This is a genomic window from Pseudomonas sp. S35 (assembly GCF_009866765.1).
Taxonomy (GTDB): Bacteria; Pseudomonadota; Gammaproteobacteria; order Pseudomonadales; family Pseudomonadaceae; genus Aquipseudomonas.
The window spans coordinates 1,536,323-1,560,573 of sequence record NZ_CP019431.1 but is presented as its reverse complement, the minus strand read 5'-3'; the positions used below and the strand labels follow the sequence as shown (position 1 = coordinate 1,560,573).

Genomic DNA, 24,251 nt, shown 5'->3' with positions numbered 1-24,251 from the left:
GGCCCTCGCGGTGTCGCTGATTACCGCCGGTTCGCCCAGCGCAACCGCAACCACTCAAGATCCTCCGGCCGTGTCACCTTTATATTGTCCGCGCGCCCTTCGATCAGGCGCGGCGCCTGGCCGGACCATTCCATGGCCGAGGCTTCGTCGGTGATCACCGCGTCGGCCACCAGGCTGTCGGCCAATGCACGGTGCAAGGCGCCAAGGCGGAACATCTGCGGCGTATAGGCTTGCCAGATCAGGCTGCGGTCGACGGTTTCCACCACCCGACCGTGCTTGTCGACGCGCTTGAGGGTGTCGCGGGCCGGCACGGCCAGCAGGCCACCGACGGGATCATCAGCCAGTTCGCTTAACAGCTTGTCGAGATCATCGCGGCTCAAATTGGGCCGGGCGGCGTCGTGCACCAGCACCCAGTCATCATCACTGGCGCCCAGGGCGTTCAGGTGCAGCAGTGCATTGAGTACCGAGCCCGAGCGCTGCGAACCACCGTCCGCACGCTGGATACGTGGGTCAGCAGCACCGGCCAACGTGGGCCAATAGGGATCATCAGAAGCCAAGCTGACCACCAGCCCCTTGAGGCCTGGGTGATCAAGGAAACAGCCAAGGCTGTGTTCAAGAATAGTGCGCCCGCCCAGTTGCAGATATTGCTTGGGACGGTCCGCGGCCATACGGGCACCGACGCCCGCGGCAGGAATCACGGCCCAGAAGGCCGGCAAACCATTGCTCATTGGGCCAACTGGTAGAGGGTTTCGCCCTCCTTGACCATGCCCAGTTCATGACGAGCCCGCTCTTCAACGGTCTCCGTACCTTTTTTCAGCTCGAGCACTTCAGCATCCAGGACGCGGTTACGCTCCAGCAAGATCTCGTTTTCGGCGTGCTGTGCAGCAATTTGCTCGGTCAGGTCTTTTACCTGCGCAAAGCTGCCATTACCCACCCATAGGCGGTACTGCAGGCCGGCCAGCAACAAGAGCAAGACGAGGAACAACCAATTGGGACTGCGCATCGAATATCGGGTTTCCAGTGAAAAAAGACAGCCATGCAAAGCTTTTGCAGCACCTGATAGCACGAAGCCTGGAAGAACCAGGCTTGTGCTTGATAGCCATCAGATTAGCGTCGAAATGTTCACTGTCGTGATTTTTCCGACGCAATCGGTCGACTTTTTATCATGTAGCGATCAGCCGCGAAACTCGCTGCGACCGTTGTACTTGGCTTTGCCGGCCAGTTGCTCTTCGATACGCAGCAATTGGTTGTACTTGGAAACACGGTCGGAACGGCACAGGGAACCGGTCTTGATCTGGCCCGCCGAGGTGCCCACGGCCAGGTCGGCAATGGTCGAGTCTTCGGTTTCGCCGGAGCGGTGGGAGATCACGGCTGTGTAGCCCGCAGCCTTGGCCATCTGGATGGCTTCCAGGGTTTCGGTCAGGGTGCCGATCTGGTTGAACTTGATCAGGATCGAGTTGGCGATCTTTTTATCGATGCCTTCTTTCAGGATCTTGGTGTTGGTCACGAACAAGTCATCGCCCACCAGTTGGACTTTTTCGCCGATCTTGTCGGTGAGGATTTTCCAGCCATCCCAGTCGGACTCGTCCAGGCCGTCTTCGATCGAGATGATCGGGTAACGCTGGGTCAGGCCCTTCAGGTACTCGGCAAAACCTTCGGAGTTGAACACCTGGCCTTCGCCGGACAGGTTGTACTTGCCGTCCTCAAAGAACTCGCTGGCCGCGCAATCCAGGGCCAGGGTCACGTCAGTGCCCAGTGTGTAGCCAGCGTTGGCCACGGCTTCGGAGATCACTTTCAGTGCATCTTCGTTGGACGCCAGGTTCGGCGCGAAGCCACCTTCGTCACCCACGGCAGTGCTCAGGCCACGTGCCTTCAGTACAGCTTTCAGGTGATGGAAAATCTCGGTGCCCATGCGCAGGCCTTCGGAGAAGGACTTGGCGCCAACCGGCTGCACCATGAATTCCTGGATGTCGACGTTGTTATCGGCGTGCTCGCCACCGTTGATGATGTTCATCATCGGCACCGGCATCGAGTAGACACCTGGAGTGCCGTTCAGGTTGGCGATGTGCGCGTACAGCGGCAGGTCCTGGTCCTGGGCAGCGGCCTTGGCAGCGGCCAGGGACACGGCGAGGATGGCGTTGGCGCCCAGGCTACCTTTGTTTTCGGTGCCGTCGAGCTTGATCATCGCGTGGTCCAGGGCTTTCTGGTCCAGCGGGTCCTTGCCCAGCAACAGGTCACGGATCGGGCCGTTGATGTTGGCTACAGCCTTGAGTACACCCTTGCCCAGGTAACGGCTCTTGTCGCCATCACGCAGTTCCAGCGCTTCGCGCGAACCGGTGGAAGCACCGGACGGCGCGCAGGCGCTGCCGATGATGCCGTTATCGAGAAGCACGTCGGCTTCGACGGTGGGGTTGCCACGGGAGTCGAGAACTTCACGACCTTTGATGTCGACGATTTTTGCCATTGTTGTAAACACTCCAAAGTTGACGAAAACGACGCAGCTGAAGGGAAACTTTTGACCGACCGCAAGGGTGGAACAACGGGGCAGGCTTGCAGGCGACAAGGCTCAGGCCCGAGGGCCTGAACAGAAAACGTGGGAAAGTCTACCGGAGAAACGACGCTTACGCGGTCTCTACCGTCGGAAAACTCTTGACCAGCTCGTCCAACTGCTTGAGCTGGGCCAGGAATGGCTCCAGCTTGTCCAGGCGCAGGGCACATGGACCGTCGCATTTGGCGTTGTCCGGGTCCGGGTGGGCTTCCAGGAACAGGCCGGCCAGGGACTGGCTAAGGCCAGCCTTGGCCAGGTCCAACACCTGGGCACGGCGCCCACCGGCGGAATCGGCACGACCACCGGGCATTTGCAGCGCGTGGGTCACGTCGAAGAACACCGGGTATTCGAACTGTTTCATGATGCCGAAACCGAGCATGTCCACCACGAGGTTGTTGTAGCCGAAGCTCGAACCACGCTCGCAAAGGATCAACTGGTCGTTACCCGCTTCCACGCACTTGTTCAGGATGTGTTTCATCTCCTGGGGCGCGAGGAACTGGGCTTTTTTGATATTGATCACAGCGCCGGTCTTGGCCATCGCGACGACCAGGTCGGTCTGGCGCGAGAGGAAGGCCGGCAACTGGATGATGTCACACACCTCGGCGACCACGGCAGCCTGTTCCGGCTCGTGGACATCGGTGATGATCGGCACGCCGAAGGCTTGCTTGATGTCCTGGAAGATCCGCATGCCTTCTTCAAGGCCCGGGCCACGATAGGAGGTCACGGACGAGCGGTTGGCCTTGTCGAAGCTGGCCTTGAACACGTAGGGAATACCGAGTTTCTCGGTAACCTTGACGTACTCTTCACAGACCTGCATCGCCATGTCGCGGCTTTCCAGCACGTTCATGCCGCCAAACAGCACCATGGGCTTGTCGTTGGCAATCTCGATGTCGCCTACGCGAATGATCTTCTGGGCCATCAGGTTTACGCCTTCTTCTGATGTTGCGTCAGTGCGGCTTTGACGAAACCGCTGAACAACGGGTGACCGTCACGTGGAGTCGAGGTGAACTCCGGGTGGAACTGGCAAGCCACGAACCAAGGATGATCCGGTGCTTCGACCACTTCAACCAGCGCGCCATCACCGGAGCGACCGGAGATTTTCAGGCCGGCTTCCTTGATCTGCGGCAGCAGGTTGTTGTTGACCTCGTAGCGGTGACGGTGACGCTCGACGATCACGTCCTTGCCGTAGCAATCGTGAACCAGCGAACCCGGCTCCAGCAGGCAATCCTGCGCGCCAAGGCGCATGGTGCCGCCCAGGTCGGAGCTTTCGGTACGGGTTTCGACGGCGCCGGTGGCGTCTTCCCACTCGGTGATCAGGCCCACGACCGGGTGGCCGCTCTTGTTGTCGAACTCGGTGGAGTTGGCGTCTTTCCAGCCCAGCACGTTACGGGCGAACTCGATAACGGCCACTTGCATGCCCAGGCAGATACCCAGGTACGGCACCTTGTTCTCACGAGCGTACTGCACGGCGGTGATCTTGCCTTCCACGCCACGCAGGCCGAAACCGCCTGGCACGAGGATCGCGTCCACACCTTCGAGCAAAGCAGTGCCTTGGTTCTCGATGTCTTCGGAGTCGATGTAGCGCAGGTTGACCTTGGTGCGGTTGCTGATACCGGCGTGGCTCATCGCTTCGATCAGCGACTTGTACGCATCCAGCAGTTCCATGTACTTGCCGACCATCGCGATGGTGACTTCATGCTCAGGGTTGAGCTTGGCGTCGACCACGGCTTCCCACTCGGACAGGTCCGCGCCATTGCATTGCAGGCCGAAACGCTCGACCACAAAATCGTCCAGGCCTTGCGAGTGCAGGATGCCCGGGATCTTGTAGATGGTGTCGGCGTCTTCCAGCGCGATCACCGCACGTTCTTCAACGTTGGTGAATTGCGCGATCTTGCGACGCGAGGAAATGTCGATCGGGTGATCGGAGCGGCATACCAGCACGTCCGGCTGCAGGCCGATGGAACGCAGTTCCTTGACCGAGTGCTGGGTTGGCTTGGTTTTGGTTTCGCCGGCAGTAGCGATGTACGGCACCAACGTCAGGTGCATCAGCATCGCGCGCTTGGCGCCGACTTCGAAACGCAACTGGCGGATGGCTTCGAGGAACGGTTGGGATTCGATGTCACCCACGGTGCCACCGATCTCGACCATCGCCACGTCGGCATCGCCTGCACCCTTGATGATGCGGCGCTTGATTTCGTCGGTGATGTGCGGGATCACCTGGATGGTTGCACCCAGGTAGTCACCACGGCGCTCTTTGCGCAGCACGTGCTCGTAGACACGGCCAGTGGTGAAGTTGTTGTTCTGGGTCATGGTCGTGCGGATGAACCGCTCGTAGTGGCCCAGGTCCAGGTCGGTCTCGGCGCCGTCGTGTGTGACGAACACTTCACCGTGCTGGAACGGGCTCATGGTGCCCGGGTCGACGTTGATGTACGGGTCCAGCTTGAGCATGGTGACTTTAAGCCCCCGCGCCTCCAGGATGGCCGCCAATGAAGCGGAGGCAATGCCTTTCCCCAATGAAGAAACAACACCGCCCGTGACGAATATGTAGCGCGTCATGAAAAACCCTAGAAGTCTGCGTTAAAGCGGTACGAGCCGCCGGGGAAAGCGAAGAGAGGCCGAAGCCCCCGATCACCAGCATTAATCACAGTGCACCTTTCAAAAAAACCGCCGCGTTGTGACAGACCAGCAGTGAAACACCGGTACGTTGATCGCTACACATTTTTTGGAATCGCCCAGCAAAGACGGCTTGGTAATCGGCAACTGCTGCGATTCAGGCGAATCCACAGAAGTTGTATCAAGAAGGGAGCGTAGTCTACCGGAAAGGCGCTATCAGCTCAAACCTTGATCGCAGGTCTGTGGCATCCAATGTAATTGCCAGCCTTCACCCGGTGTTGCCCAGCGTCCAGCGAGGCTGGGCACACCCAGCAATTGCGAGCCCCGATACAGCAGCGGCAATCTGCCACGGACGAAGCCCGGCATGCCACTTTCATTAAGCAGGCGCTTCAGATCCCGCCGGCCTCTGCCTGGCACTTCAAGCGTTTCACCGCCCTGGCGGTAACGGACCTCCAACGGACCTTCGGGCGCCTCGCCGAGAATGTTCAGCCGGCCATTGCCGGGTAACTCTAGTGGGTTTTGCGGATCGGGCCAGCTCACCGTTGCGTCGGAAAATTCCGACCAAGTGGAAGGCAGCCACCAGATGCGTTCACCACAGCGGTGCAACTCGCCGTCAGCCAGGCGCCACAAAGGCTGTGCGTCGTTTTTGGCATCGCGCAAGGAATGCCAGCCAGCCCAGTGATCACTGTCGGGTAAACGCGCCAGCGGGGCGAGCCAGTGGCGTAAGGCATTGCGCTGACGGGCATCGGACAGTTCGCGTAGCGGACCAAGGGCCAATGACGGCAAGGCCAACCAAGGAAATACTGAAGCTTGACCGGCAGCTTGCAGGTCCATGCGAGCCAACTCGTCCAGCAACACTTGGGCTTCGCTGAGGTGTTCGGCGGTACGGGCCAGACTGGAGATCGCTTGGGGCCAACGTTCGGCCAGCGTTGGAAACACACGGTGACGCAGGTAATTGCGGGAGAAGCGCGGATCGGCGTTCGAAGGATCTTCCACCCACGTCAACTGGTACTCGGTTGCGTAGGCTTGCAGCTCGGCACGCGAGATATCCAGCAGCGGGCGCACCAGATGCCCTCCTGCCAGACTGCGATGCACAGGCATTGCCGCCAGACCTCGCACACCCGCCCCGCGCAGCAAGCGAAACAACAGGGTTTCCGCTTGATCATCGCGATGCTGCCCCGTGAGCAGCACTTCCTCTGCCTGGATCACTTCGCTGAAGGCCTGATAACGCGCATCACGGGCCGCACGCTCAAGGCTGGCGACGGGCTTCACTTGCACCGATATAACGCGCAACGGCACACCCAGGCTGTCACACACCGACTGGCAATGGCTTGGCCAGCCGTCGGCGGCAGCTTGCAAGCCATGATGGACATGGACAGCACTGAGCGGCGGGAGGTTTTCGGTGTTGGCCAGTGAGGCGAGGAGGTGCAGCAGGACGGTGGAGTCGAGGCCGCCGGAGAATGCGATATGCCAGGCTGGCGCGTTGCGCCAAAGGGCCAGGCTGTGCAGGATCTGGGCGGATAGAGTCGATTTCATCAAACGTTGCCGCCGCAATTTTGGAGTACGTTAGCCAAGCATACACAAAGCAAATGTGGGAGGGGGCTTGCCCCCGATAGCGGTAGGTCAGTCACAAGATGCATTGACTGACACTCAGCAATCGGGAGCAAGCCCCCTCCCACATTTAGACCTGCTGCGACGTTAGAGGCCGTAGCTCATCAGGCGTTCGTAACGACGGGCCAGCAGCGCTTCGTTATCCAGCTTCTTGAGCATCGCCAGTTGCGAGCCCAGTTCAGCGCGGATGGTCGCAGCGGCAGCGGCCGGGTCACGGTGAGCGCCGCCCAATGGCTCGGCGATCACTTTGTCCACGATGCCAAGGCCCTTGAGGCGATCAGCAGTGATGCCCATGGCTTCGGCAGCATCCGGTGCCTTTTCGGCGGTTTTCCACAGGATCGAAGCGCAACCTTCAGGCGAGATCACCGCGTAGGTCGAATACTGCAGCATGTTCAGTTGGTCACAGACGCCAATGGCCAGTGCGCCGCCGGAACCACCTTCACCGATCACGGTGGCGATGATCGGGGTTTTGAGGCGCGACATGACGCGCAGGTTCCAGGCGATGGCTTCGCTCTGGTTGCGCTCTTCAGCGTCGATACCTGGGTATGCGCCCGGTGTGTCGATGAAGGTCAGGATCGGCATCTTGAAACGTTCGGCCATTTCCATCAGGCGGCACGCCTTGCGGTAGCCTTCCGGACGCGGCATGCCGAAGTTGCGACGGACTTTCTCGCGTACTTCACGGCCTTTCTGGTGACCGATGACCATTACCGGCTGGTCGTCCAAGCGAGCGATACCGCCCACGATGGCCGCGTCGTCGGAGAAGTGGCGGTCGCCGTGCAGCTCGTCGAACTCGGTGAAGATGTGCTGAATGTAGTCCAGGGTGTACGGACGACGCGGATGGCGGGCCAGGCGCGCAATCTGCCAGCTGGTCAGCTTGCCGAAGATGTCTTCGGTGAGCGTGCTGCTCTTGTCTTGCAGGCGAGCGATCTCATCGCCGATATTCAGCGAATTGTCATTGCCGACCAGGCGCAGTTCTTCGATCTTGGCTTGCAGGTCAGCGATCGGCTGTTCGAAATCAAGAAAATTCGGGTTCATAAGCGTCCGTCTTGGGTCGACGGCCAGGGCGTGCCTGGCCAGCCGGTTGTCTGTTCGCGCCCTACCTTAAGGGAGAGGCGCGTCCAGGTCGAGATTAAATGTTCAGCCGAGGTCAGACGTGCTGACCGTCAGCGGTATTGGAGGAAGACGTTGTCTCGGCCGAACTGGTCACGCAAAGCTTGAATCAAGCCATCAGCAGGATCAATTCGCCAGGTCTCGCCGAACTGCAACATGGCCTTGGCATCGCTGCCGGTGTACTCCATGGTCACCGGGCAGGCACCACGGTGGCGCTTGAGCAGGTCGCCCAACCAGCGTAGCTGATCGCCTTTGAGCGCTTCAGTCCTGACCTTCAAACGCAGGCTTTCGGCCAGGTTGGTGCGCGCATCTTCCATGCTCATCACCCGCTTGATGCGCAGGCGCAGGCCGCCAGAGAAGTCATCGTTGCTGACCTCCCCTTCCACCACCACCATGGCATCGGTCTGCAGCAGCGACTGCGCCGAGTGGAACGCGTCGGCAAACAGCGACGCTTCGATGCGGCCCGAGCGGTCGTCGAGGGTGATGAAGCCCATCTTGTCGCCCTTTTTGTTCTTCATTACCCGCAGGGCGATGATCATGCCGGCGACGGTCTGGGTATCCCGAGCCGGTTTCAGGTCGATGATGCGCTGACGGGCAAAACGGCGGATCTCGCCTTCGTATTCGTCAATCGGGTGACCGGTGAGGTACAGGCCCAAGGTGTCTTTTTCACCCTTGAGCCGTTCCTTGAGGGTCAGCTCCTTGGCCTTGCGGTGATTGCCGTACACGTCCGCGTCTTCTTCGACAAACAACCCGCCAAACAGGTCGGCGTGGCCGCTGTCGTGGGTGCGGGCGGTTTGTTCGGCAGCCTTGATCGCTTCTTCCATAGCCGTCAGCAGCACGGCGCGGTTGCGGTCGATATTCGCCTGATAAGCCTTTGGTTCATCATGGAAGTACGGACCGAGACGGTCCAGCGCGCCGCTGCGGATCAAGCCATCGAGGGTGCGTTTGTTGATGCGCTTGAGGTCAACCCGAGCGCAGAAGTCGAACAGGTCCTTGAATGGCCCGTCCTGGCGCGCTTCGGTAATCGCCTCCACCGGGCCTTCGCCCACGCCTTTGATCGCGCCCAGGCCATAAATGATGCGGCCTTCGTCGTTCACCGTGAACTTGAACTCCGAGGCGTTCACGTCCGGCGCGTCGAGGCGCAGCTTCATGGTGCGCACTTCCTCGATCAAGGTCACGACCTTGTCGGTATTGTGCATATCCGCCGAAAGTACCGCCGCCATGAACGGCGCCGGGTAGTGGGCTTTCAGCCAGGCCGTCTGGTAGGACACCAGGCCGTAGGCGGCGGAGTGAGATTTGTTGAAACCATAACCGGCGAATTTTTCCACCAGGTCGAAAATGTTACCGGCCAGGTCGGCATCAATATTGTTGGTGGCACAACCTTCAATGAAACCGCCGCGCTGCTTGGCCATTTCCTCGGGCTTCTTTTTACCCATTGCTCGACGCAGCATGTCCGCGCCGCCAAGGGTGTAGCCCGCCATCACCTGGGCGATCTGCATCACCTGTTCCTGGTACAGGATGATGCCGTAGGTCGGCGCCAATACGGGCTTGAGGCCTTCGTACTGGTAGTCGGAGTGCGGGTAGGCCAACTCGGCGCGGCCGTGCTTACGGTTGATGAAGTCATCAACCATGCCCGATTGCAGTGGGCCCGGACGGAACAGGGCCACCAGTGCAATCAAGTCTTCCAGGCAATCGGGCTTGAGCTTTTTGATCAGCTCTTTCATACCGCGCGACTCAAGCTGGAACACCGCCGTCGTTTCAGCTTTTTGCAGCAGTTGGTACGTCGGCTTGTCGTCCAACGGGATGAACGCAATATCCAACGGTTCTTCGTCAACCTTGGCACGCTCGCGGTTGATGGTCTTGAGCGCCCAGTCGATGATGGTCAGGGTCCGCAGGCCGAGGAAGTCGAACTTCACCAGGCCGGCCGCCTCCACGTCATCCTTGTCGAACTGGGTCACCAGGCCGTCGCCGGCTTCATCGCAATAGATCGGCGAAAAGTCAGTGAGCTTGGTCGGCGCGATCACTACGCCACCGGCGTGTTTACCGACGTTACGCACCACGCCTTCGAGCTTGCGGGCCATGTCCCAGATTTCGGCGGCCTCTTCATCGATCTTGATGAAGTCACGCAGGATTTCTTCCTGCTCGTAGGCCTTTTCCAGGGTCATGCCCACTTCGAACGGGATCATCTTCGACAGGCGGTCGGCCAGGCCGTAGGACTTGCCCTGCACACGTGCCACGTCGCGGATTACCGCCTTGGCGGCCATCGAACCGAAGGTGATGATCTGGCTTACGGCGTTGCGGCCGTATTTCTCGGCCACGTATTCGATCACGCGGTCGCGACCGTCCATGCAGAAGTCGACGTCGAAGTCGGGCATGGAGACCCGTTCCGGGTTCAGGAACCGTTCGAACAGCAGGTCATATTCCAGCGGGTCGAGATCGGTGATCTTCTGTACATAGGCCACCAGCGAGCCGGCGCCCGACCCACGGCCTGGGCCGACCGGCACGCCGTTGCTTTTGGCCCACTGGATAAAGTCCATTACGATCAGGAAGTAACCGGGGAACCCCATCTGGATGATGATATCCAGCTCGAAATTCAGCCGGTCGACGTAGACCTGGCGCTTGGCTTCGTAATCTTCAGTGGTGTCCTTGGGCAGCAGCACCGTAAGCCGATCTTCCAGGCCATCGAACGACACCTTGCGGAAATATTCATCAATGGTCATGCCATCGGGGATCGGGAAGTTGGGCAGGAAGTGCTTGCCCAGCTTCACTTCAATGTTGCAGCGCTTGGCGATCTCGACAGAGTTTTCCAGGGCCTCGGGCAGGTCGCTGAACAACTCGGCCATCTCGTCGGCGCTTTTGAGGTATTGCTCTTCGCTGTAGTTTTTTGAGCGCCGCGGGTCATCCAGGGCCCGGCCTTCGCCGATGCACACGCGGGTTTCGTGGGCCTCGAAATCTTCCTTCTTGATAAAGCGCACGTCGTTGGTAGCGACCAGCGGCGCGCCCAGCTTATCGGCCAGGGCCACGGCGGCGTGCAGGTGCTCTTCATCGTTGGGACGGTTGGTGCGTTGCACTTCAAGGTAGAAACGGTCGGGGAAGACCTGCATCCATTCCGTCGCCAGCACTTCGGCTTCCTGGGGGTTGCCGCCCAGCAGCGCAAGGCCGATCTCACCCTCTTTAGCGGCCGACAACATGATCAGGCCTTCGCTGGCCTCGGCGACCCATTCGCGCTCAATGATGATCGAGCCGTTGCGCTGGCCATCGATAAAGCCGCGGGAGATCAGCTCAGTGAGGTTGCGATAACCCACGCCGTTCATCGCCAGCAGGCTGATACGACTCAGCGCGTTATCCGGGTCTTTGTTGGACAGCCACAGGTCGGCGCCGCAGATCGGCTTGATGCCGGCGCCCATGGCGTTCTTGTAGAACTTGACCAGGGAACACATGTTGTTCTGATCGGTAACCGCTACCGCAGGCATGTTCATGCCCACCAGGGTTTTGACCAGGGGTTTGATCCGTACCAGGCCGTCGACCAGGGAATATTCAGTGTGCAGGCGCAGGTGAACGAATGAAGCCGGCATAGTGATCCTGTCTAGAAACTTAGAAACAACAAGGCCCGGGATTGTACCGGGCCTTGGCAAAAACATCAGCCTCGCGACTAAACCTCGCTGAGTCTCTCCCGCGCCTCGTAAGCCAGGCGCACCGGGGCGAACGAGCGGCGGTGGATCGGCGTAGGACCAAGGCGGGCCAGGGCTTCCAGATGAACGGGCGTTGGATAGCCTTTATGACCACCGATGCCGTAACCGGGGTAGATCAATTCGAACGCGGCCATTTCCCGGTCACGGCTAACCTTGGCCAGGATCGAAGCGGCGGCAATGGCTGGGACCTTGCTGTCGCCCTTGACCACCGCCTCGGCCGGCATCGCCAGTTTCGGGCAGCGGTTGCCATCGATCATCGCCAGCTTGGGCGTGATGTGCAGCCCTTCAACAGCACGCTGCATGGCGAGCATGGTGGCGTGGAGGATGTTCAGCTCGTCGATTTCTTCGACCTCGGCCCGAGCGATATGCCAGCTCAGGGCTTTTTCACAAATCTCGTCGTAGAGCTTTTCGCGGCGCGCTTCAGTGAGCTTTTTCGAGTCATTGAGACCCAGGATCGGACGGCTCGGGTCGAGAATCACCGCCGCCGTGACCACCGCGCCACACAGCGGGCCGCGCCCTACTTCGTCAACACCGGCCACCAGTTCGTGGGCGTGGGCAACCAGGCTGAAATCCAGGCCCATTTGCGTACTCATAAAGCTTCCTGTTTGTGGCCGATCAAGCTCAACACGGCGTCTGCCGCCTGGTTCGAGGCATCACGGCGCAGCGTGCGATGAATTTCGTCAAAACCGCGAGTCTGCTCTTCGCCGCCATCAATCAGCGGCAGCAGGGTTTGCGCCAGGGCTTCGGGCGTTGCATCGTCCTGCAACAACTCCGGTACCAACAGGCGTTGAGCCAGCAAGTTGGGCAAGGAGATGTAGGGACTCTTGACCATACGCTTGAGAATCCAGAACGTCAGCGGCGCCAGGCGATAGGCCACAACCATCGGACGCTTGTACAGCAAAGCCTCCAGCGTGGCAGTGCCCGAGGCGATCAGCACCGCATCGCAAGCCGCCAGGGCCAGGTGCGACTGGCCATCGAGCAGGGTCAACGGCAGGTTACGGCCTTCCAGCAGCGTTTCGATCTGCGTACGACGCTGCGGGCTGGCACAGGGCAGCACGAAGCGCACGCCCGGTTTCAAGGCTTGCAGGCGCTCGGCGGCATCGAAGAACACACTGGCCAGCCGACCGACCTCACCACCTCGACTGCCCGGCATCAGTGCCACGAGCGGGCCATCGGGCAACCCTAACTGCGCACGGGCCGCTGCGCGATCAGCTTGCAACGGGATATCGTCGGCCAGGGTATGCCCGACAAACCGCACCGGCACGCCCTTTTCCTCGTAGAACCTGGCCTCGAACGGCAGCAGGGTCAACATCAGGTCACAGCCTTCACGGATCTTCAGCACACGCTTCTGTCGCCACGCCCACACGGAGGGGCTGACGTAGTGCACGGTCTTGATCCCGGCCTGACGCAACTTGAGTTCGATATTGAGGGTGAAGTCCGGCGCATCGATTCCGATGAAGACGTCGGGCTGTTCTTCGATCAGGGTCTGGATCAGCAGCTTGCGGCGCGCCAACAGCTCACGCAGACGCCCCAGCACTTCCACCAACCCCATGACCGACAGGCGCTCCATGGGGAAATAGGACCTAAGGCCTTCAGCCTGCATCAGCGGGCCGCCGACGCCGATGAACTCCACCGCCGGGTGCTGGGCCTTGAGGGCGCGCATAAGACCTGCGCCCAGAATATCGCCGGAAGCTTCTCCGGCCACCAACGCAATACGCAGATTGGCCATGATCAGCGGGTGATGCCGCGAGTCGACGCCTGGATCGAGTCACGGAACACCGCGACTTCCGGGAATAACGCTGCCGGCTCGGTCAGTTGGGTCAACGCCTGGTCTACTGTCAGCCCCTGGCGATAAACCACTTTGTAGGCACGGCGCAAGGCATGAATGGCCTCTTCGCTGAAACCACGACGGCGCATGCCTTCGAAGTTCATGCTACGGGCTTCGGCTGGGTTGCCAAATACCGTGACGAACGCCGGAACGTCCTTGCCGATGGCGGTACCCATGCCAGAAAAGCTGTGGGCGCCGATGTGACAGTACTGATGCACCAGGGTGAACCCGGACAGGATCGCCCAATCGTCAACGTGCACATGGCCAGCCAACGCGGTGTTGTTGACCAGGATGCAGTGGTTGCCAATCACGCTGTCATGACCGATATGGGCATAGGCCATGATCAGGTTGTGATCACCCAACGTGGTCTCGGCACGATCCTGCACGGTGCCACGGTGAATGGTCACGCCTTCACGGATGATGTTGTGATCACCGATTACCAGGCGCGTCTCTTCACCCTTGTACTTCATGTCAGGGGTGTCTTCGCCTACCGAGGAAAACTGGTAGATGCGATTGTGTTTGCCAATGCGGGTCGGACCTTTGAGGATCACGTGCGGCCCGATGACAGTCCCCTCGCCGATTTCCACACCTGCGCCGATGATCGACCAGGGGCCGACCTCAACGTCGGCGGCCAGAACGGCCGACGGATCGATGATTGCGCGAGGGTCAATCAAACTCATAGTTTGCGTTCCGCACAGATGATCTCGGCAGAGCACACCGGCTTGCCGTCCACCGAGGCCTGGCATTCGAACTTCCAGATCTGGCGCTTGCAGCTGATGAACTTGGCTTCCAGGATCAACTGGTCACCCGGGGTAACCGGGTTGCGGAAACGCAACTTGTCCGAGCCCACGAAGTAGTAAAGCGTGCCGTCGGCAGGCTTGAGGTCAAGCATTTTGAAACCAAGGATACCGGCAGCCTGGGCCATTGCTTCGATGATCAACACGCCCGGCATGATGGGATGCGCGGGAAAGTGACCGTTGAAGAACGGTTCGTTGATGCTGACATTCTTGTAGGCACGAATGCGCTTTTCCTCAACATTGAGGTCCACTACGCGGTCCACCAGCAGGAACGGGTAACGGTGAGGCAGGTATTCGCGAATCTCGTTGATGTCCATCATTTCGGGGGGAAGCCTGTAATAAAGATTGGGGGCGGGCGACTAAACGCACGCCCCGCTAGCAAATCAAGGAGGCAAGTCTAGCGGCTGTGCACACTTGATATGGAAATGGTATCAGCCTTCTGATGAAGCATTACCGCCAGGGGTCACGTCCCCAACACGCTTTTCCAGCTGTTTGAGACGTCGCGCCATGTCGTCGAGCTGCCTCAAACGTGCTGCACTCTTACGCCATTCAGCCGCTGGCTGCATGGCGGTACCGGACGAATAGGCCCCTGGCTCGGTAATCGAGTGGGTCACCATGGTCATGCCGGTGATGAAAACGTTGTCGCAGATATCGATATGCCCCACCAGCCCAACGCCACCGGCGAGCATGCAATGCTTGCCGATTTTGGTGCTGCCGGAAATCCCCACGCACGCTGCCATGGCGGTGTGATCGCCAATCTGAACGTTGTGCGCGATCTGGATCTGATTGTCGAGTTTCACACCGTTACCGATCACGGTATCGGCCAAAGCCCCGCGATCGACAGCTGTGTTGACACCGATTTCCACGTCGTCGCCGATCAAAACACCGCCAACCTGGGCAATCTTGTTCCAGATGCCTTTGGAATTGGCAAAGCCGAAGCCCTCCCCTCCGATCACGGCACCCGACTGGATAACGACACGTTCACCGATACGCACATCGTGGTAAAGGGTCACGCGGGGCGCCAACCAGCCATCGGCACCGATTTCGCAGCGCGCACCAATAAAGCAATGCGCACCAACGGTTACGCCTGCCGCAATCCGCGCACCACTCTCGATCACCGCGAAGGCGCCAATGCTCGCCGCAGGATCAACCTGGGCATCATCGGCGATCACCGCCGACGGGTGAATACCACCGGCTGCCTTGGGTTTGGGATCGAACAGGTGCGACACCTGTGCATAGGCCAGGTACGGGTCAGCTACCACCAGTGCATCCCCGGCAAACCCTTCGGCATCAGCGGCCTTGAGCAGTACGGCTGCGGCCTGGCTGTCGACGAGGTATTTACGGTATTGAGGATTTGCCAGGAAGCTCAACTGAGCTGGGCCAGCCTCCTGCAAGGTGGCTAGCCCAGTAATTTCCTTCTCCGGGGAGCCGCGCAAGGTGGCCCCCAGGAACTCGGCCAACTCGCCGAGCTTGATAGTCGCGGTCATGGTTTACTTCAGCTGGTTCATGCGCTCGATCACCTGACGGGTGATGTCGTATTGAGGCTTGACGTCGATGACAGCGCCACGCTCGAACACCAGGTCAAAGGCACCTTTCTTGATGACTTCTTCCACAGCGCTGTCGAGTTTCGGCTTCAGCTGCTTGAGCATTTCGCGGTCGGCAACAGCCTTGGCTTCGTTCAGCTCCTTGGATTGGAACTGATAGTCACGGGCCTTTTGCTTGAACTCAAGCTCAAGACGCTCGCGCTCGCCTTGTTGCATCTTGTCACCACCGGCTACCAGGCGGTCCTGGATGCCCTTGGCACTGCTTTCCAGAGTCTTGAGCTTGGTCAGTTGCGGACCGAATTTTTTCTCGGCATCCACGGCGTATTTCTTGGCAGCGTCGGATTCGAGCAGGGCCATCTGATAGTTCAGGACGGCGATTTTCATTTCGGCGAAGGCCGGGGTGGTTACCAGCACAGTGGCCAGCAGAACCAATTGAGTCAACTTACGCACAATGCAACTCCTACAGAATCCGTTGTCGTTATCTTGGGTCAGACGCTTAGAACGTCTGGCCGAGGGAGAATTGGAAAATCTGGGTTTCAGCGTTATCCGGTTTCTTGATCGGCATGGCCAGAGCAAAGCTCAACGGGCCAAGCGCAGTCACCCACGTCACACCCACACCGACGGAGCTTGCCAGGTTGCTGAGGCTCACGTCGTTGCACTGGGTATCGGACTTCACGCCACTTGGGTTGGTGATCTGCTCACACTTGGAGTCGAACACGTTACCCACGTCCCAGAAGACCGACGTACGCAGCGAGCGTTGATCTTTGACGAACGGCAGCGGGAACAGGATTTCCGCACCACCCTGGATCAACACGTTACCACCGAACGGCAGCGGGTCATTGTCGGAGTCGGCGACAGTGCCTACGTTACCCGTTTTAGAAAATCCACGACTCGGCGTACCGCGCGGGCCCAGGGTGCTGTCTTTGAAACCACGTACGGAGTTGAAGCCACCCGCATAGTAGTTCTCGTAGAACGGCAGGCCGTTGGTGGAACCATAACCATCGCCATAACCCAATTCAGTGTGCAGGCGCATGGTGTAGTTGTCGCTCAATGGCTGGAACAGCTGGCCACGATAGTCGAGCTTGAAGAACGACAGGTCGCTACCCGGCGTGGTGGTTTCCAGAGTCAGGCTCTGGGAATGACCACGGGTCGCCAGCACACCTTTGTTCAGGGTCGATTCGGACCAGCCGGCGGACGCCTTGAAGTTCAGGAACTTGTCACCTTCACGACGGGTGAAGTCAAAAATCTCGTCCACGGTGTAGACGCCAGTCTTGATCTCATCCTGTTGCGCAGTCAGGCCGAAGGTCAGACGCGAGGTCTCACTGATCGGGTAACCGATGTTCACGCCAGCGCCGAGGCTGTCGATCGCATAGCTTGCAACGTCGACATCAAGGTCTTTGTAGTCGGTAGTACGGTAGAAAGCGTTGTAACCCAGGCTCACGCCGTCAGCAGTCCAGTAGGGGTCGACATAACCGAAGTTATAGCGGCTCTGGTATTCGCTTCGGGTCAGGCCGATGGAAACCTTGTTACCCGTACCGAGGAAGTTGTTCTGGGTGATGGAGCCGCCGAGGATCAAACCGGCACTCTGGGCGAAGCCGACGCTGGCAGTGATCGAGCCCGACGCCTGTTCTTCCACCGCGTAGTTCACGTCAACCTGGTCATCCACACCCGGTACGGCCGGCGTCTCAACGTTCACTTCCTTGAAGAAGCCCAGACGCTCGAGACGGGTCTTGGATTGGTCGATCAGGTAAGTCGACGCCCAGCCACCTTCCATCTGGCGCATTTCACGGCGCAACACTTCGTCCGCAGACTTGGTGTTACCGCGGAAGTTGATGCGGTTCACATAGGCACGCTTGCCAGGGTCGACCACGAAGGTGATGTCCACGGTGTGGTCATCATCGTGCGGCGTCGGTACGCCGTTGACGTTGGCGAAGGTATAGCCTTCGTTACCCAGGCGACGGGTGATCAGTTCGGACGTGGTAGTCATCAGCTTGCGCGAGAACACCTGGTCTTTCTGCACCAGCAGCAACGCCTTGACCTGGTCTTCAGGCACTTTCAGGTCGCCGCTGAGTTTCACGTCACGAACCTTGTACTTTTCGCCTTCGTTGACGTTGACAGTGATGTAGACGTGCTTCTTGTCCGGAGTGATGGACACCTGGGTCGAAGCGATATCCATATTGATATAGCCACGGTCCAGGTAGTAGGAGCGCAGACGCTCCAGGTCACCGGAGAGTTTTTCGCGAGCGTATTTGTCATCGTTCTTGAAGAACGACAGCCAGTTGGTAGTCTTGAGCTCGAAAAGGTCGATCAGGTCTTCATCAGCGAACTTGGTGTTACCCACCACGTTGATGTGCTGAATGGCCGCCACTGTGCCTTCGTTGATGTTGACCTTGAGGCCGACACGGTTACGAGGCTGCGGCACCACTTCCGTTTCCACGGTTGCAGAGTAACGACCCTGGGCAACGTACTGGCGTTGCAGCTCGTTACGCACACCCTCAAGTGTGGCGCGCTGGAAGATCTCGCCCTCGGCCAGGCCCGATTGCTTGAGGCCCTTCATCAGGTCTTCAGTGGAGATCGCTTTGTTGCCCTCGATCTCGATACTGGCGACGGAAGGTCGCTCGACGACAGTGATGACGAGGACGTTACCTTCGCGACCCAGTTGGATGTCTTGAAAGAACCCGGTTTTGAACAGCGCACGAGTGGATTCCACCAGGCGACGGTCATCAGCCTGTTCCCCGACGTTCAACGGCAAGGCACCAAAGACGCTACCCGCGGAAACCCGCTGGAGGCCGTTGACGCGAATATCGGAGATGGTGAAGGACTCGGCGTGAACTTCGGCGATCATCAATACGGTGAGAACCGCAGTTAGCAGCAGACGTTTCATGAAGTCCTTTCTTATTCCAACTGGCAATAAACAAACTGCCGCAAAATGCGGCAGATTCGCAATTCAGCGAAGCGTTACAGTCGACCCAAATCGTTGACCAAGGCTAACAACATCACCCCGACCACCAAACTGATACCGATCTGTATCCCCCAACCCTGCACCCGATCCGACAAGGGGCGACCACGCACCCACTCGACCAGATAAAACAACAGATGCCCCCCATCCAATACTGGAATGGGCAGCAAATTCAGAACACCCAGGCTAATACTCAGATAAGCCAGGAAATTCAAGAAATCCGCGACACCCGACTGGGCAGAAGCGCCCGCCACTTTAGCAATGGTTATCGGTCCACTCAAGTTTTTTACCGAGAGCTCGCCGAACAACATTTTCTTGAGGGATTCGAGGGTCAGCACACTCATGGTCCAGGTACGTTTTGCACCCTCGCCAATTGCCGCCAACGGCCCGAAACTGACCTCGCGCACCATCGATGGCGGCCACTCCGGACTCTTGACGCCAGCCCCCAGGTAACCCCCGGCCGCCTTGGCCTCCCCACGAACTGCCAGAGTCACGGGGACGTCGATTTGAGCACCGTCGCGCTCAACTTTCAGCACAATTTTGGTATCAGGGCGTACGCGCACCAGATCGACCACTTGCTGCCACTCACCCAGCGCCTGGCCATCGAGTACCAACAGGCGATCCCCGGTTTTCAGGCCGGCAGCCTGGGCAGGCCCCTTCGGATCCAGCTCGGCAAGCACCGGCGGCAACGCAGGACGCCACGGACGAAGACCCAAGGACTTGATCGGATCAGGCTCATCGGCGCCCTTGAGCCAGTGATCCAGCACCAACGCGCGCGGAGTTTCAACACTGGAGTCCTGCTCACGCACCACGACGCTGACCGTACCGCTTTCGCCCAGGCGACGCACCAACTGCAAATTGACCGCGCCCCACCCCGTGGTGGGCTCGCCATCAATGGAAACAATTTCTTGCCCGGCAACCAGCCCAGCCTTGGCAGCAATGCTGTCCGCCTCGACGGCACCGATGACAGGACGAATCTGCTCGCTGCCCAGCATGGCCAATACCCAGAAGAACAGCATCGCCAACAGGAAGTTGGCGATTGGCCCAGCGGCAACGATGGCAATACGCTGACGAACGGTCTTGCGATTGAAGGATTGGTCCAACTGATCGGCCGGCACTTCGCCTTCGCGCTCATCGAGCATTTTGACGTAGCCGCCCAGCGGGATGGCTGCAATCACGAACTCGGTACCACGGCGGTCGTGCCAGCGAACCAGCGGCATGCCAAAACCTACGGAAAAACGCAGTACCTTGACGCCGCAACGACGCGCCACCCAGAAGTGGCCGAATTCGTGGAAGGTGACCAGCACACCCAGAGCAACCAGGGTGCCGACAATCATGTAAAGCGCACTCATCTAATTTCTCCGCATTCCAATCCAGTGCCTGAAGGCTCGATCGCGCCCACAGACTAACGCGCGTTGCGGCTCAACCATTGCTCGGCCAAGGTCCGCGCCTTGGTATCCGCTTCAAATACCGCCCCGAGGTCATTCACTGCCACCACAGGCTCAAGCCCCAGAACGTCCTCGATGATACTCGCGATCTGCGGAAAGCGGATGCGCCGTTCGAGAAACGCCGCCACAGCGACTTCGTTCGCCGCGTTGAGCATCGCCGGCGCGCTGTTACCAGCCTCCGCCGCCTGCCGGGCCAAACGCAGGCAAGGAAAACGCTGCTCGTCCGGCGCTTCAAAATCCAGGCGGGCAATTGCAAACAGATCCAACGGCGCCACACCGGAGTCAATTCGCTCCGGCCACGCCAGGGCATTGGCGATCGGCGTACGCATATCAGGATTGCCCAATTGGGCCAGTACCGAGCCATCCACGTAATCGACCAGGGAATGAATCACACTTTGCGGGTGAATCACCACCTCGACCTGCTCCGGTCGTGCATCGAACAACCAGCAGGCTTCGATCAACTCGAGGCCTTTGTTCATCATGCTTGCCGAGTCCACGGAGATCTTGCGCCCCATCGACCAGTTCGGGTGGGCGCATGCCTGATCCGGGGACACGTGCTCCAGTTCTTCCAAGGGAGTTTGCCGGAAAGGCCCACCGGAAGCGGTCAGCAAAATCCGGCGCACCCCAACCTGGCTCAGGCCGCGAGCATAGTCACCAGGCATGCATTGGAAGATTGCGTTGTGCTCGCTGTCGAGAGGCAGCAGTACGGCACCGCTCTTGCGCACCGCCTGCATAAAGAGCGCGCCGGACATCACCAGCGCTTCTTTATTGGCCAACAGGATTTTCTTGCCAGCATCGACAGCTGCCAAGGTCGGGCGCAGGCCAGCAGCACCGACGATAGCCGCCACCACCGTATCGACTTCGGCATCAGCCGAAACCTGGCACAACCCCTGCTCCCCGACCAGCACCTGAGTGGCCAACCCGGCAGCCCGCAGATCGTCCTGCAGCCCCCGCGCCGCCACTGCTTCGGGCACAACCGCAAAGCGCGGCGCATGACGCACGCACAACGCCAGCAACTCGCTCAAACGCGTAAACCCGGTCAAAGCGAAGACTTGATAGCGATCAGGGTGGCGAGCGATCACATCCAGCGTGCTCAACCCTACCGAGCCAGTGGCACCTAGCACAGTTACCTGTTGCAGGCGGCTCACGAAGCCGTCATCCACAGCAGCACGGCGAAGATCGGGATGGCCGCAGTCAGGCTGTCGATACGATCCAGCACACCACCATGGCCCGGCAGCAGATTGCTGCTGTCCTTGATCCCGGCCTGGCGCTTGAACATGCTTTCAGTGAGGTCGCCCACCACCGAGATAAACACAACGATGGCCGTGCCCAGCAGGGCCAGGAAGATTTCCGTTACCGACCAATCCCGTACAACACCGACCACCAACGTGATCAGCAGGGTCAATGCCAGACCGCCGTACACACCTTCCCAACTCTTGCCCGGGCTGACCGCCGGCGCCAGCTTGCGCTTACCGAATGCCCGACCGGAGAAGTAGGCGCCGATATCGGCACCCCAGACCAGCACCATCACTGCCATGATCAGCCAGTTGCCCATCGGCGAATTCTTGATCTCCACCAACCCTTGCCAGGCGGGCAGCAAAATCAACAAGCCAATGACCAACTTGCTGGCCACGCTGGACCATTGGCCACTGGTACGCGGATAGGTCAGCACCAGGTAGGTCGCGAGCGCCCACCACAATACCGCCGCCCCCAGCACCCAAGGCACGATGATGCTCGACAGGGTATGCATCAGGAACAGCAGCACCGCCACGACCGCGGCATACACCACGCGCGGCAACTGCGCACTGAAACCTGCCAGCCGCGCCCATTCCCAGGCACCCAGGGTCACCACCAGGCCGATAAACAGCGCGAAGCCGGAACCGTCCAGCAGGAAAAAACCGCATAAGGCGATCGGCAACAGGATCAGTGCCGTGATGATTCGTTGTTTAAGCATTTAAACCCGGGCTCCAGCTTCGATCTGCTCGCTCGTTTTACCGAAGCGACGCTGACGGGAAGCGAAATCAGCCAGCGCAGTGCGCATGGCATCGTGTTTGAAGTCCGGCCAGAACAGGTCGGAGAAGTACAGTTCGGTGTAGGCCAACTGCCACAAGAGGAAATTGCTGATGCGGTGCTCCCCTCCTGTACGAATGCACAAGTCTGGTAATGGCAGGTCGCCAGTTACCAGGCAGGTTTGCAACAGATCAGGCGTGATGTCATCCGGTCGTAGATGGCCGGCCTGCACTTCGCGGGCAAGCCGCTGTGCGGCCTGGGCGATGTCCCACTGGCCGCCGTAGTTGGCTGCAATCTGCAGCACAAAACGGTTGGCACCCGCAGTAATAGCCTCGGCTTCGCGCATCGCCGCCTGCAGTTCCGGGTGGAAGCGCGAGCGATCACCGATGATGCGCAGGCTGATATTGTTGTCGTTCAGACGCTTGGCCTCACGACGCAACGCCTTGAAGAACAGGTCCATCAAGGCGCTGACTTCTTCGGCGGGCCGTTGCCAGTTCTCACTGGAAAAGGCAAACAAGGTCAACACCTCGACCTTTGCCTCGGCGCACACCTCAATCACAGCCCGTACCGCATCGACACCCGCTTTATGCCCGGCAACACCCGGCATAAAGCGCTTTTTCGCCCAGCGATTATTCCCATCCATGATGATCGCGACATGGCGCGGCACCACGGAGGGTACAGCCTGCTTGGTCTTTTCCATGAAGGCGTCCTGACCCCTTATACGGCCATCAGGTCCTTTTCTTTTTCGTCGGTGGCCTTGGTGATCTGGGCCTCGGCGTCCTTGGTCAGCTTATCGATATCGGCGACGGCGCGACGCTCTTCGTCTTCGCTGATTTCCTTGTCCTTGACCAGCTTCTTCAGGTCACCCAAGGCATCGCGACGGATATTACGTACAGCAACGCGTGCATCTTCAGCCGCACTGCGTGCCTGCTTGGTGAAGCCCTTACGGGTCTCTTCAGTCAAGGCCGGCATGGAGATCAGCAGCAACTCACCCAGGTTGGTCGGGTTGAGGTTCAAGCCAGCGCTCTGGATGGCCTTGTCGACAGCACCAAGCATGTTGCGCTCGAACGCCACGACCTGCAGGGTGCGCGAGTCCTTCACGGTGATGTTGGCCACCTGGGTGATGGAGGTGTCAGTGCCGTAGTACGGAACCATCACGCTGCCCAGGATGCTTGGGTGTGCCTTGCCGGTACGAATCTGGCCAAATGCATGGGCCAGAGACTCCAGGGTTTTCTGCATACGCTCTTGAGCGTCTTTCTTGATTTCGTTGATCATTGTTGGCCTTCCTCGATCAGAGTCCCTTCTGCGCCGCCGTGTACGATATTCAGCAGGGCGCCGGGCTTGTTCATGTTAAATACGCGCAGCGGCATCTTATGGTCGCGGCACAGGCAAATAGCCGTCAGGTCCATCACACCCAGCTTGCGATCCAGCACTTCATCGTAGGTCAAATGATCGAACTTCTCGGCATGCGGGTCTTTGAATGGGTCTGCAGTGTACACACCGTCGACCTTGGTGGCCTTGAGCACCACATCGGCATCAATCTCGATGGCGCGCAGGCACGCCGCCGAATCAGTGGTAAAGAACGGGTTACCGGTACCGGCGGCAAAGATCACCACTTCTTTCGAGTTCAAATGGCGCATGGCTTTGCGACGATCATAGTGATCGGTCACGCCAACCATGGAAATAGCCGACATCACGATAGCCGAGATATTGGCACGCTCCAGGGCGTCGCGCATGGCCAGGGCATTCATCACAGTAGCCAGCATGCCCATGTGGTCGCCAGTGACCCGATCCATACCGGCAGCACTCAATGCCGCACCACGGAACAGGTTGCCGCCGCCGATCACTAGGCCGACCTGCACGCCGATGCCGACCAGTTGGCCGACTTCCAGCGCCATGCGGTCAAGCACCTTGGGATCGATCCCGAACTCTTCCGAGCCCATCAGGGCCTCGCCGCTGAGCTTGAGTAGAATGCGTTTATAGCGAGCCTGATAACCACTGCCCTGCTGAGCCATTGCGAATCTCTCCTGCGGCGTATTTTTTAAAAATTCTTGGCGAGCCGTTTACGGCTTGCGTTCACTCTAGCTGGAC

General features: G+C 59.4%; 21 protein-coding genes. All 21 read right to left on the bottom strand.

Features of this window, described 5'->3' with window-relative positions; genetic code table 11:
- Positions 1 to 20: 20 nt before the first annotated feature.
- On the bottom strand, positions 21 to 728 hold the full coding sequence (gene ispD, locus PspS35_RS06965) for a 2-C-methyl-D-erythritol 4-phosphate cytidylyltransferase (RefSeq protein ID WP_159933301.1): 708 nt from the start codon (positions 726 to 728) through the stop codon (positions 21 to 23).
- Entirely contained in the window at positions 725 to 1,003 is a 279-nt protein-coding gene (ftsB, locus tag PspS35_RS06960) for a cell division protein FtsB (protein WP_003231201.1), read from the bottom strand. Before ftsB ends, ispD begins: the two co-directional genes overlap by 4 nt.
- Before the next feature lie 171 nt (positions 1,004 to 1,174).
- The gene (gene eno, locus PspS35_RS06955) at positions 1,175 to 2,464 is read right to left on the bottom strand and encodes a phosphopyruvate hydratase (protein ID WP_159933300.1); all 1,290 of its coding nucleotides are present in this window, start codon (positions 2,462 to 2,464) and stop codon (positions 1,175 to 1,177) included.
- 157 nt (positions 2,465 to 2,621) lie between these two features.
- The gene (kdsA, locus tag PspS35_RS06950; protein WP_065877156.1) at positions 2,622 to 3,467 is read right to left on the bottom strand and encodes a 3-deoxy-8-phosphooctulonate synthase; all 846 of its coding nucleotides are present in this window, start codon (positions 3,465 to 3,467) and stop codon (positions 2,622 to 2,624) included.
- A gap of 5 nt (positions 3,468 to 3,472) precedes the next feature.
- Positions 3,473 to 5,104: a CTP synthase gene (locus tag PspS35_RS06945; RefSeq protein WP_159933299.1), complete on the bottom strand. Its 1,632-nt coding sequence runs from the start codon at positions 5,102 to 5,104 to the stop codon at positions 3,473 to 3,475.
- A gap of 273 nt (positions 5,105 to 5,377) precedes the next feature.
- Positions 5,378 to 6,697 (bottom strand): tRNA lysidine(34) synthetase TilS, encoded by a 1,320-nt coding sequence (tilS, locus tag PspS35_RS06940; RefSeq protein WP_159933298.1) that lies wholly within the window; start codon positions 6,695 to 6,697, stop codon positions 5,378 to 5,380.
- A gap of 162 nt (positions 6,698 to 6,859) precedes the next feature.
- On the bottom strand, positions 6,860 to 7,807 hold the full coding sequence (locus PspS35_RS06935) for an acetyl-CoA carboxylase carboxyltransferase subunit alpha (RefSeq protein ID WP_003172288.1): 948 nt from the start codon (positions 7,805 to 7,807) through the stop codon (positions 6,860 to 6,862).
- 128 nt (positions 7,808 to 7,935) lie between these two features.
- A complete protein-coding gene (dnaE, locus tag PspS35_RS06930) occupies positions 7,936 to 11,457 on the bottom strand; it encodes a DNA polymerase III subunit alpha (protein ID WP_159933297.1) in 3,522 nt (1,173 codons plus the stop codon).
- A 77-nt stretch (positions 11,458 to 11,534) separates the two neighbouring features.
- On the bottom strand, positions 11,535 to 12,167 hold the full coding sequence (gene rnhB / locus PspS35_RS06925; RefSeq protein WP_159933296.1) for a ribonuclease HII: 633 nt from the start codon (positions 12,165 to 12,167) through the stop codon (positions 11,535 to 11,537).
- Positions 12,164 to 13,303: a lipid-A-disaccharide synthase gene (lpxB, locus tag PspS35_RS06920; protein ID WP_159933295.1), complete on the bottom strand. Its 1,140-nt coding sequence runs from the start codon at positions 13,301 to 13,303 to the stop codon at positions 12,164 to 12,166. The genes rnhB and lpxB overlap by 4 nt, the downstream gene beginning before the upstream one ends.
- 2 nt (positions 13,304 to 13,305) lie before the next feature.
- Positions 13,306 to 14,082: an acyl-ACP--UDP-N-acetylglucosamine O-acyltransferase gene (gene lpxA / locus PspS35_RS06915; protein ID WP_159933294.1), complete on the bottom strand. Its 777-nt coding sequence runs from the start codon at positions 14,080 to 14,082 to the stop codon at positions 13,306 to 13,308.
- The gene (gene fabZ, locus PspS35_RS06910; protein WP_003172281.1) at positions 14,079 to 14,519 is read right to left on the bottom strand and encodes a 3-hydroxyacyl-ACP dehydratase FabZ; all 441 of its coding nucleotides are present in this window, start codon (positions 14,517 to 14,519) and stop codon (positions 14,079 to 14,081) included. The genes lpxA and fabZ overlap by 4 nt, the downstream gene beginning before the upstream one ends.
- Positions 14,520 to 14,630: 111 nt before the next feature.
- A complete protein-coding gene (gene lpxD / locus PspS35_RS06905) occupies positions 14,631 to 15,686 on the bottom strand; it encodes a UDP-3-O-(3-hydroxymyristoyl)glucosamine N-acyltransferase (RefSeq protein WP_159933293.1) in 1,056 nt (351 codons plus the stop codon).
- Positions 15,687 to 15,689: 3 nt separating this feature from the next.
- Complete coding sequence (locus PspS35_RS06900) at positions 15,690 to 16,193, bottom strand: OmpH family outer membrane protein (protein ID WP_003172279.1); 504 nt, start codon at positions 16,191 to 16,193, stop codon at positions 15,690 to 15,692.
- Between the two features lie 46 nt (positions 16,194 to 16,239).
- On the bottom strand, positions 16,240 to 18,627 hold the full coding sequence (gene bamA / locus PspS35_RS06895) for an outer membrane protein assembly factor BamA (RefSeq protein WP_159933292.1): 2,388 nt from the start codon (positions 18,625 to 18,627) through the stop codon (positions 16,240 to 16,242).
- Between the two features lie 74 nt (positions 18,628 to 18,701).
- Complete coding sequence (gene rseP, locus PspS35_RS06890; RefSeq protein ID WP_159933291.1) at positions 18,702 to 20,054, bottom strand: sigma E protease regulator RseP; 1,353 nt, start codon at positions 20,052 to 20,054, stop codon at positions 18,702 to 18,704.
- A 53-nt stretch (positions 20,055 to 20,107) separates the two neighbouring features.
- Entirely contained in the window at positions 20,108 to 21,298 is a 1,191-nt protein-coding gene (ispC, locus tag PspS35_RS06885) for a 1-deoxy-D-xylulose-5-phosphate reductoisomerase (protein WP_159933290.1), read from the bottom strand.
- Complete coding sequence (locus PspS35_RS06880) at positions 21,295 to 22,104, bottom strand: phosphatidate cytidylyltransferase (protein WP_159933289.1); 810 nt, start codon at positions 22,102 to 22,104, stop codon at positions 21,295 to 21,297. The genes ispC and PspS35_RS06880 overlap by 4 nt, the downstream gene beginning before the upstream one ends.
- The gene (gene uppS, locus PspS35_RS06875; protein ID WP_159933288.1) at positions 22,105 to 22,860 is read right to left on the bottom strand and encodes a polyprenyl diphosphate synthase; all 756 of its coding nucleotides are present in this window, start codon (positions 22,858 to 22,860) and stop codon (positions 22,105 to 22,107) included. It lies immediately after the preceding gene.
- A gap of 17 nt (positions 22,861 to 22,877) precedes the next feature.
- Positions 22,878 to 23,435, bottom strand: coding sequence for a ribosome recycling factor (gene frr, locus PspS35_RS06870; protein ID WP_159933287.1), 558 nt, complete (start codon positions 23,433 to 23,435; stop codon positions 22,878 to 22,880).
- Positions 23,432 to 24,175 (bottom strand): UMP kinase, encoded by a 744-nt coding sequence (pyrH, locus tag PspS35_RS06865; RefSeq protein ID WP_003189161.1) that lies wholly within the window; start codon positions 24,173 to 24,175, stop codon positions 23,432 to 23,434. The genes frr and pyrH overlap by 4 nt, the downstream gene beginning before the upstream one ends.
- Positions 24,176 to 24,251 lie beyond the last annotated feature (76 nt).

What these genes read in the sequence shown, in the direction of transcription:
- PspS35_RS06945 (WP_159933299.1), bottom strand. Translation starts at nt 5,104, where the DNA reads ATGACGCGCTACATATTCGTCACGGGCGGTGTTGTTTCTTCATTGGGG.
- lpxB (WP_159933295.1), bottom strand. Translation starts at nt 13,303, where the DNA reads ATGGCCAATCTGCGTATTGCGTTGGTGGCCGGAGAAGCTTCCGGCGAT.
- pyrH (WP_003189161.1), bottom strand. Translation starts at nt 24,175, where the DNA reads ATGGCTCAGCAGGGCAGTGGTTATCAGGCTCGCTATAAACGCATTCTA.
- eno (WP_159933300.1), bottom strand. Translation starts at nt 2,464, where the DNA reads ATGGCAAAAATCGTCGACATCAAAGGTCGTGAAGTTCTCGACTCCCGT.
- lpxA (WP_159933294.1), bottom strand. Translation starts at nt 14,082, where the DNA reads ATGAGTTTGATTGACCCTCGCGCAATCATCGATCCGTCGGCCGTTCTG.
- PspS35_RS06880 (WP_159933289.1), bottom strand. Translation starts at nt 22,104, where the DNA reads ATGCTTAAACAACGAATCATCACGGCACTGATCCTGTTGCCGATCGCC.
- rseP (WP_159933291.1), bottom strand. Translation starts at nt 20,054, where the DNA reads ATGAGTGCGCTTTACATGATTGTCGGCACCCTGGTTGCTCTGGGTGTG.
- kdsA (WP_065877156.1), bottom strand. Translation starts at nt 3,467, where the DNA reads ATGGCCCAGAAGATCATTCGCGTAGGCGACATCGAGATTGCCAACGAC.
- tilS (WP_159933298.1), bottom strand. Translation starts at nt 6,697, where the DNA reads ATGAAATCGACTCTATCCGCCCAGATCCTGCACAGCCTGGCCCTTTGG.
- ftsB (WP_003231201.1), bottom strand. Translation starts at nt 1,003, where the DNA reads ATGCGCAGTCCCAATTGGTTGTTCCTCGTCTTGCTCTTGTTGCTGGCC.
- dnaE (WP_159933297.1), bottom strand. Translation starts at nt 11,457, where the DNA reads ATGCCGGCTTCATTCGTTCACCTGCGCCTGCACACTGAATATTCCCTG.
- fabZ (WP_003172281.1), bottom strand. Translation starts at nt 14,519, where the DNA reads ATGATGGACATCAACGAGATTCGCGAATACCTGCCTCACCGTTACCCG.
- frr (WP_159933287.1), bottom strand. Translation starts at nt 23,435, where the DNA reads ATGATCAACGAAATCAAGAAAGACGCTCAAGAGCGTATGCAGAAAACC.
- uppS (WP_159933288.1), bottom strand. Translation starts at nt 22,860, where the DNA reads ATGGAAAAGACCAAGCAGGCTGTACCCTCCGTGGTGCCGCGCCATGTC.
- bamA (WP_159933292.1), bottom strand. Translation starts at nt 18,627, where the DNA reads ATGAAACGTCTGCTGCTAACTGCGGTTCTCACCGTATTGATGATCGCC.
- PspS35_RS06935 (WP_003172288.1), bottom strand. Translation starts at nt 7,807, where the DNA reads ATGAACCCGAATTTTCTTGATTTCGAACAGCCGATCGCTGACCTGCAA.
- rnhB (WP_159933296.1), bottom strand. Translation starts at nt 12,167, where the DNA reads ATGAGTACGCAAATGGGCCTGGATTTCAGCCTGGTTGCCCACGCCCAC.
- ispD (WP_159933301.1), bottom strand. Translation starts at nt 728, where the DNA reads ATGAGCAATGGTTTGCCGGCCTTCTGGGCCGTGATTCCTGCCGCGGGC.
- lpxD (WP_159933293.1), bottom strand. Translation starts at nt 15,686, where the DNA reads ATGACCGCGACTATCAAGCTCGGCGAGTTGGCCGAGTTCCTGGGGGCC.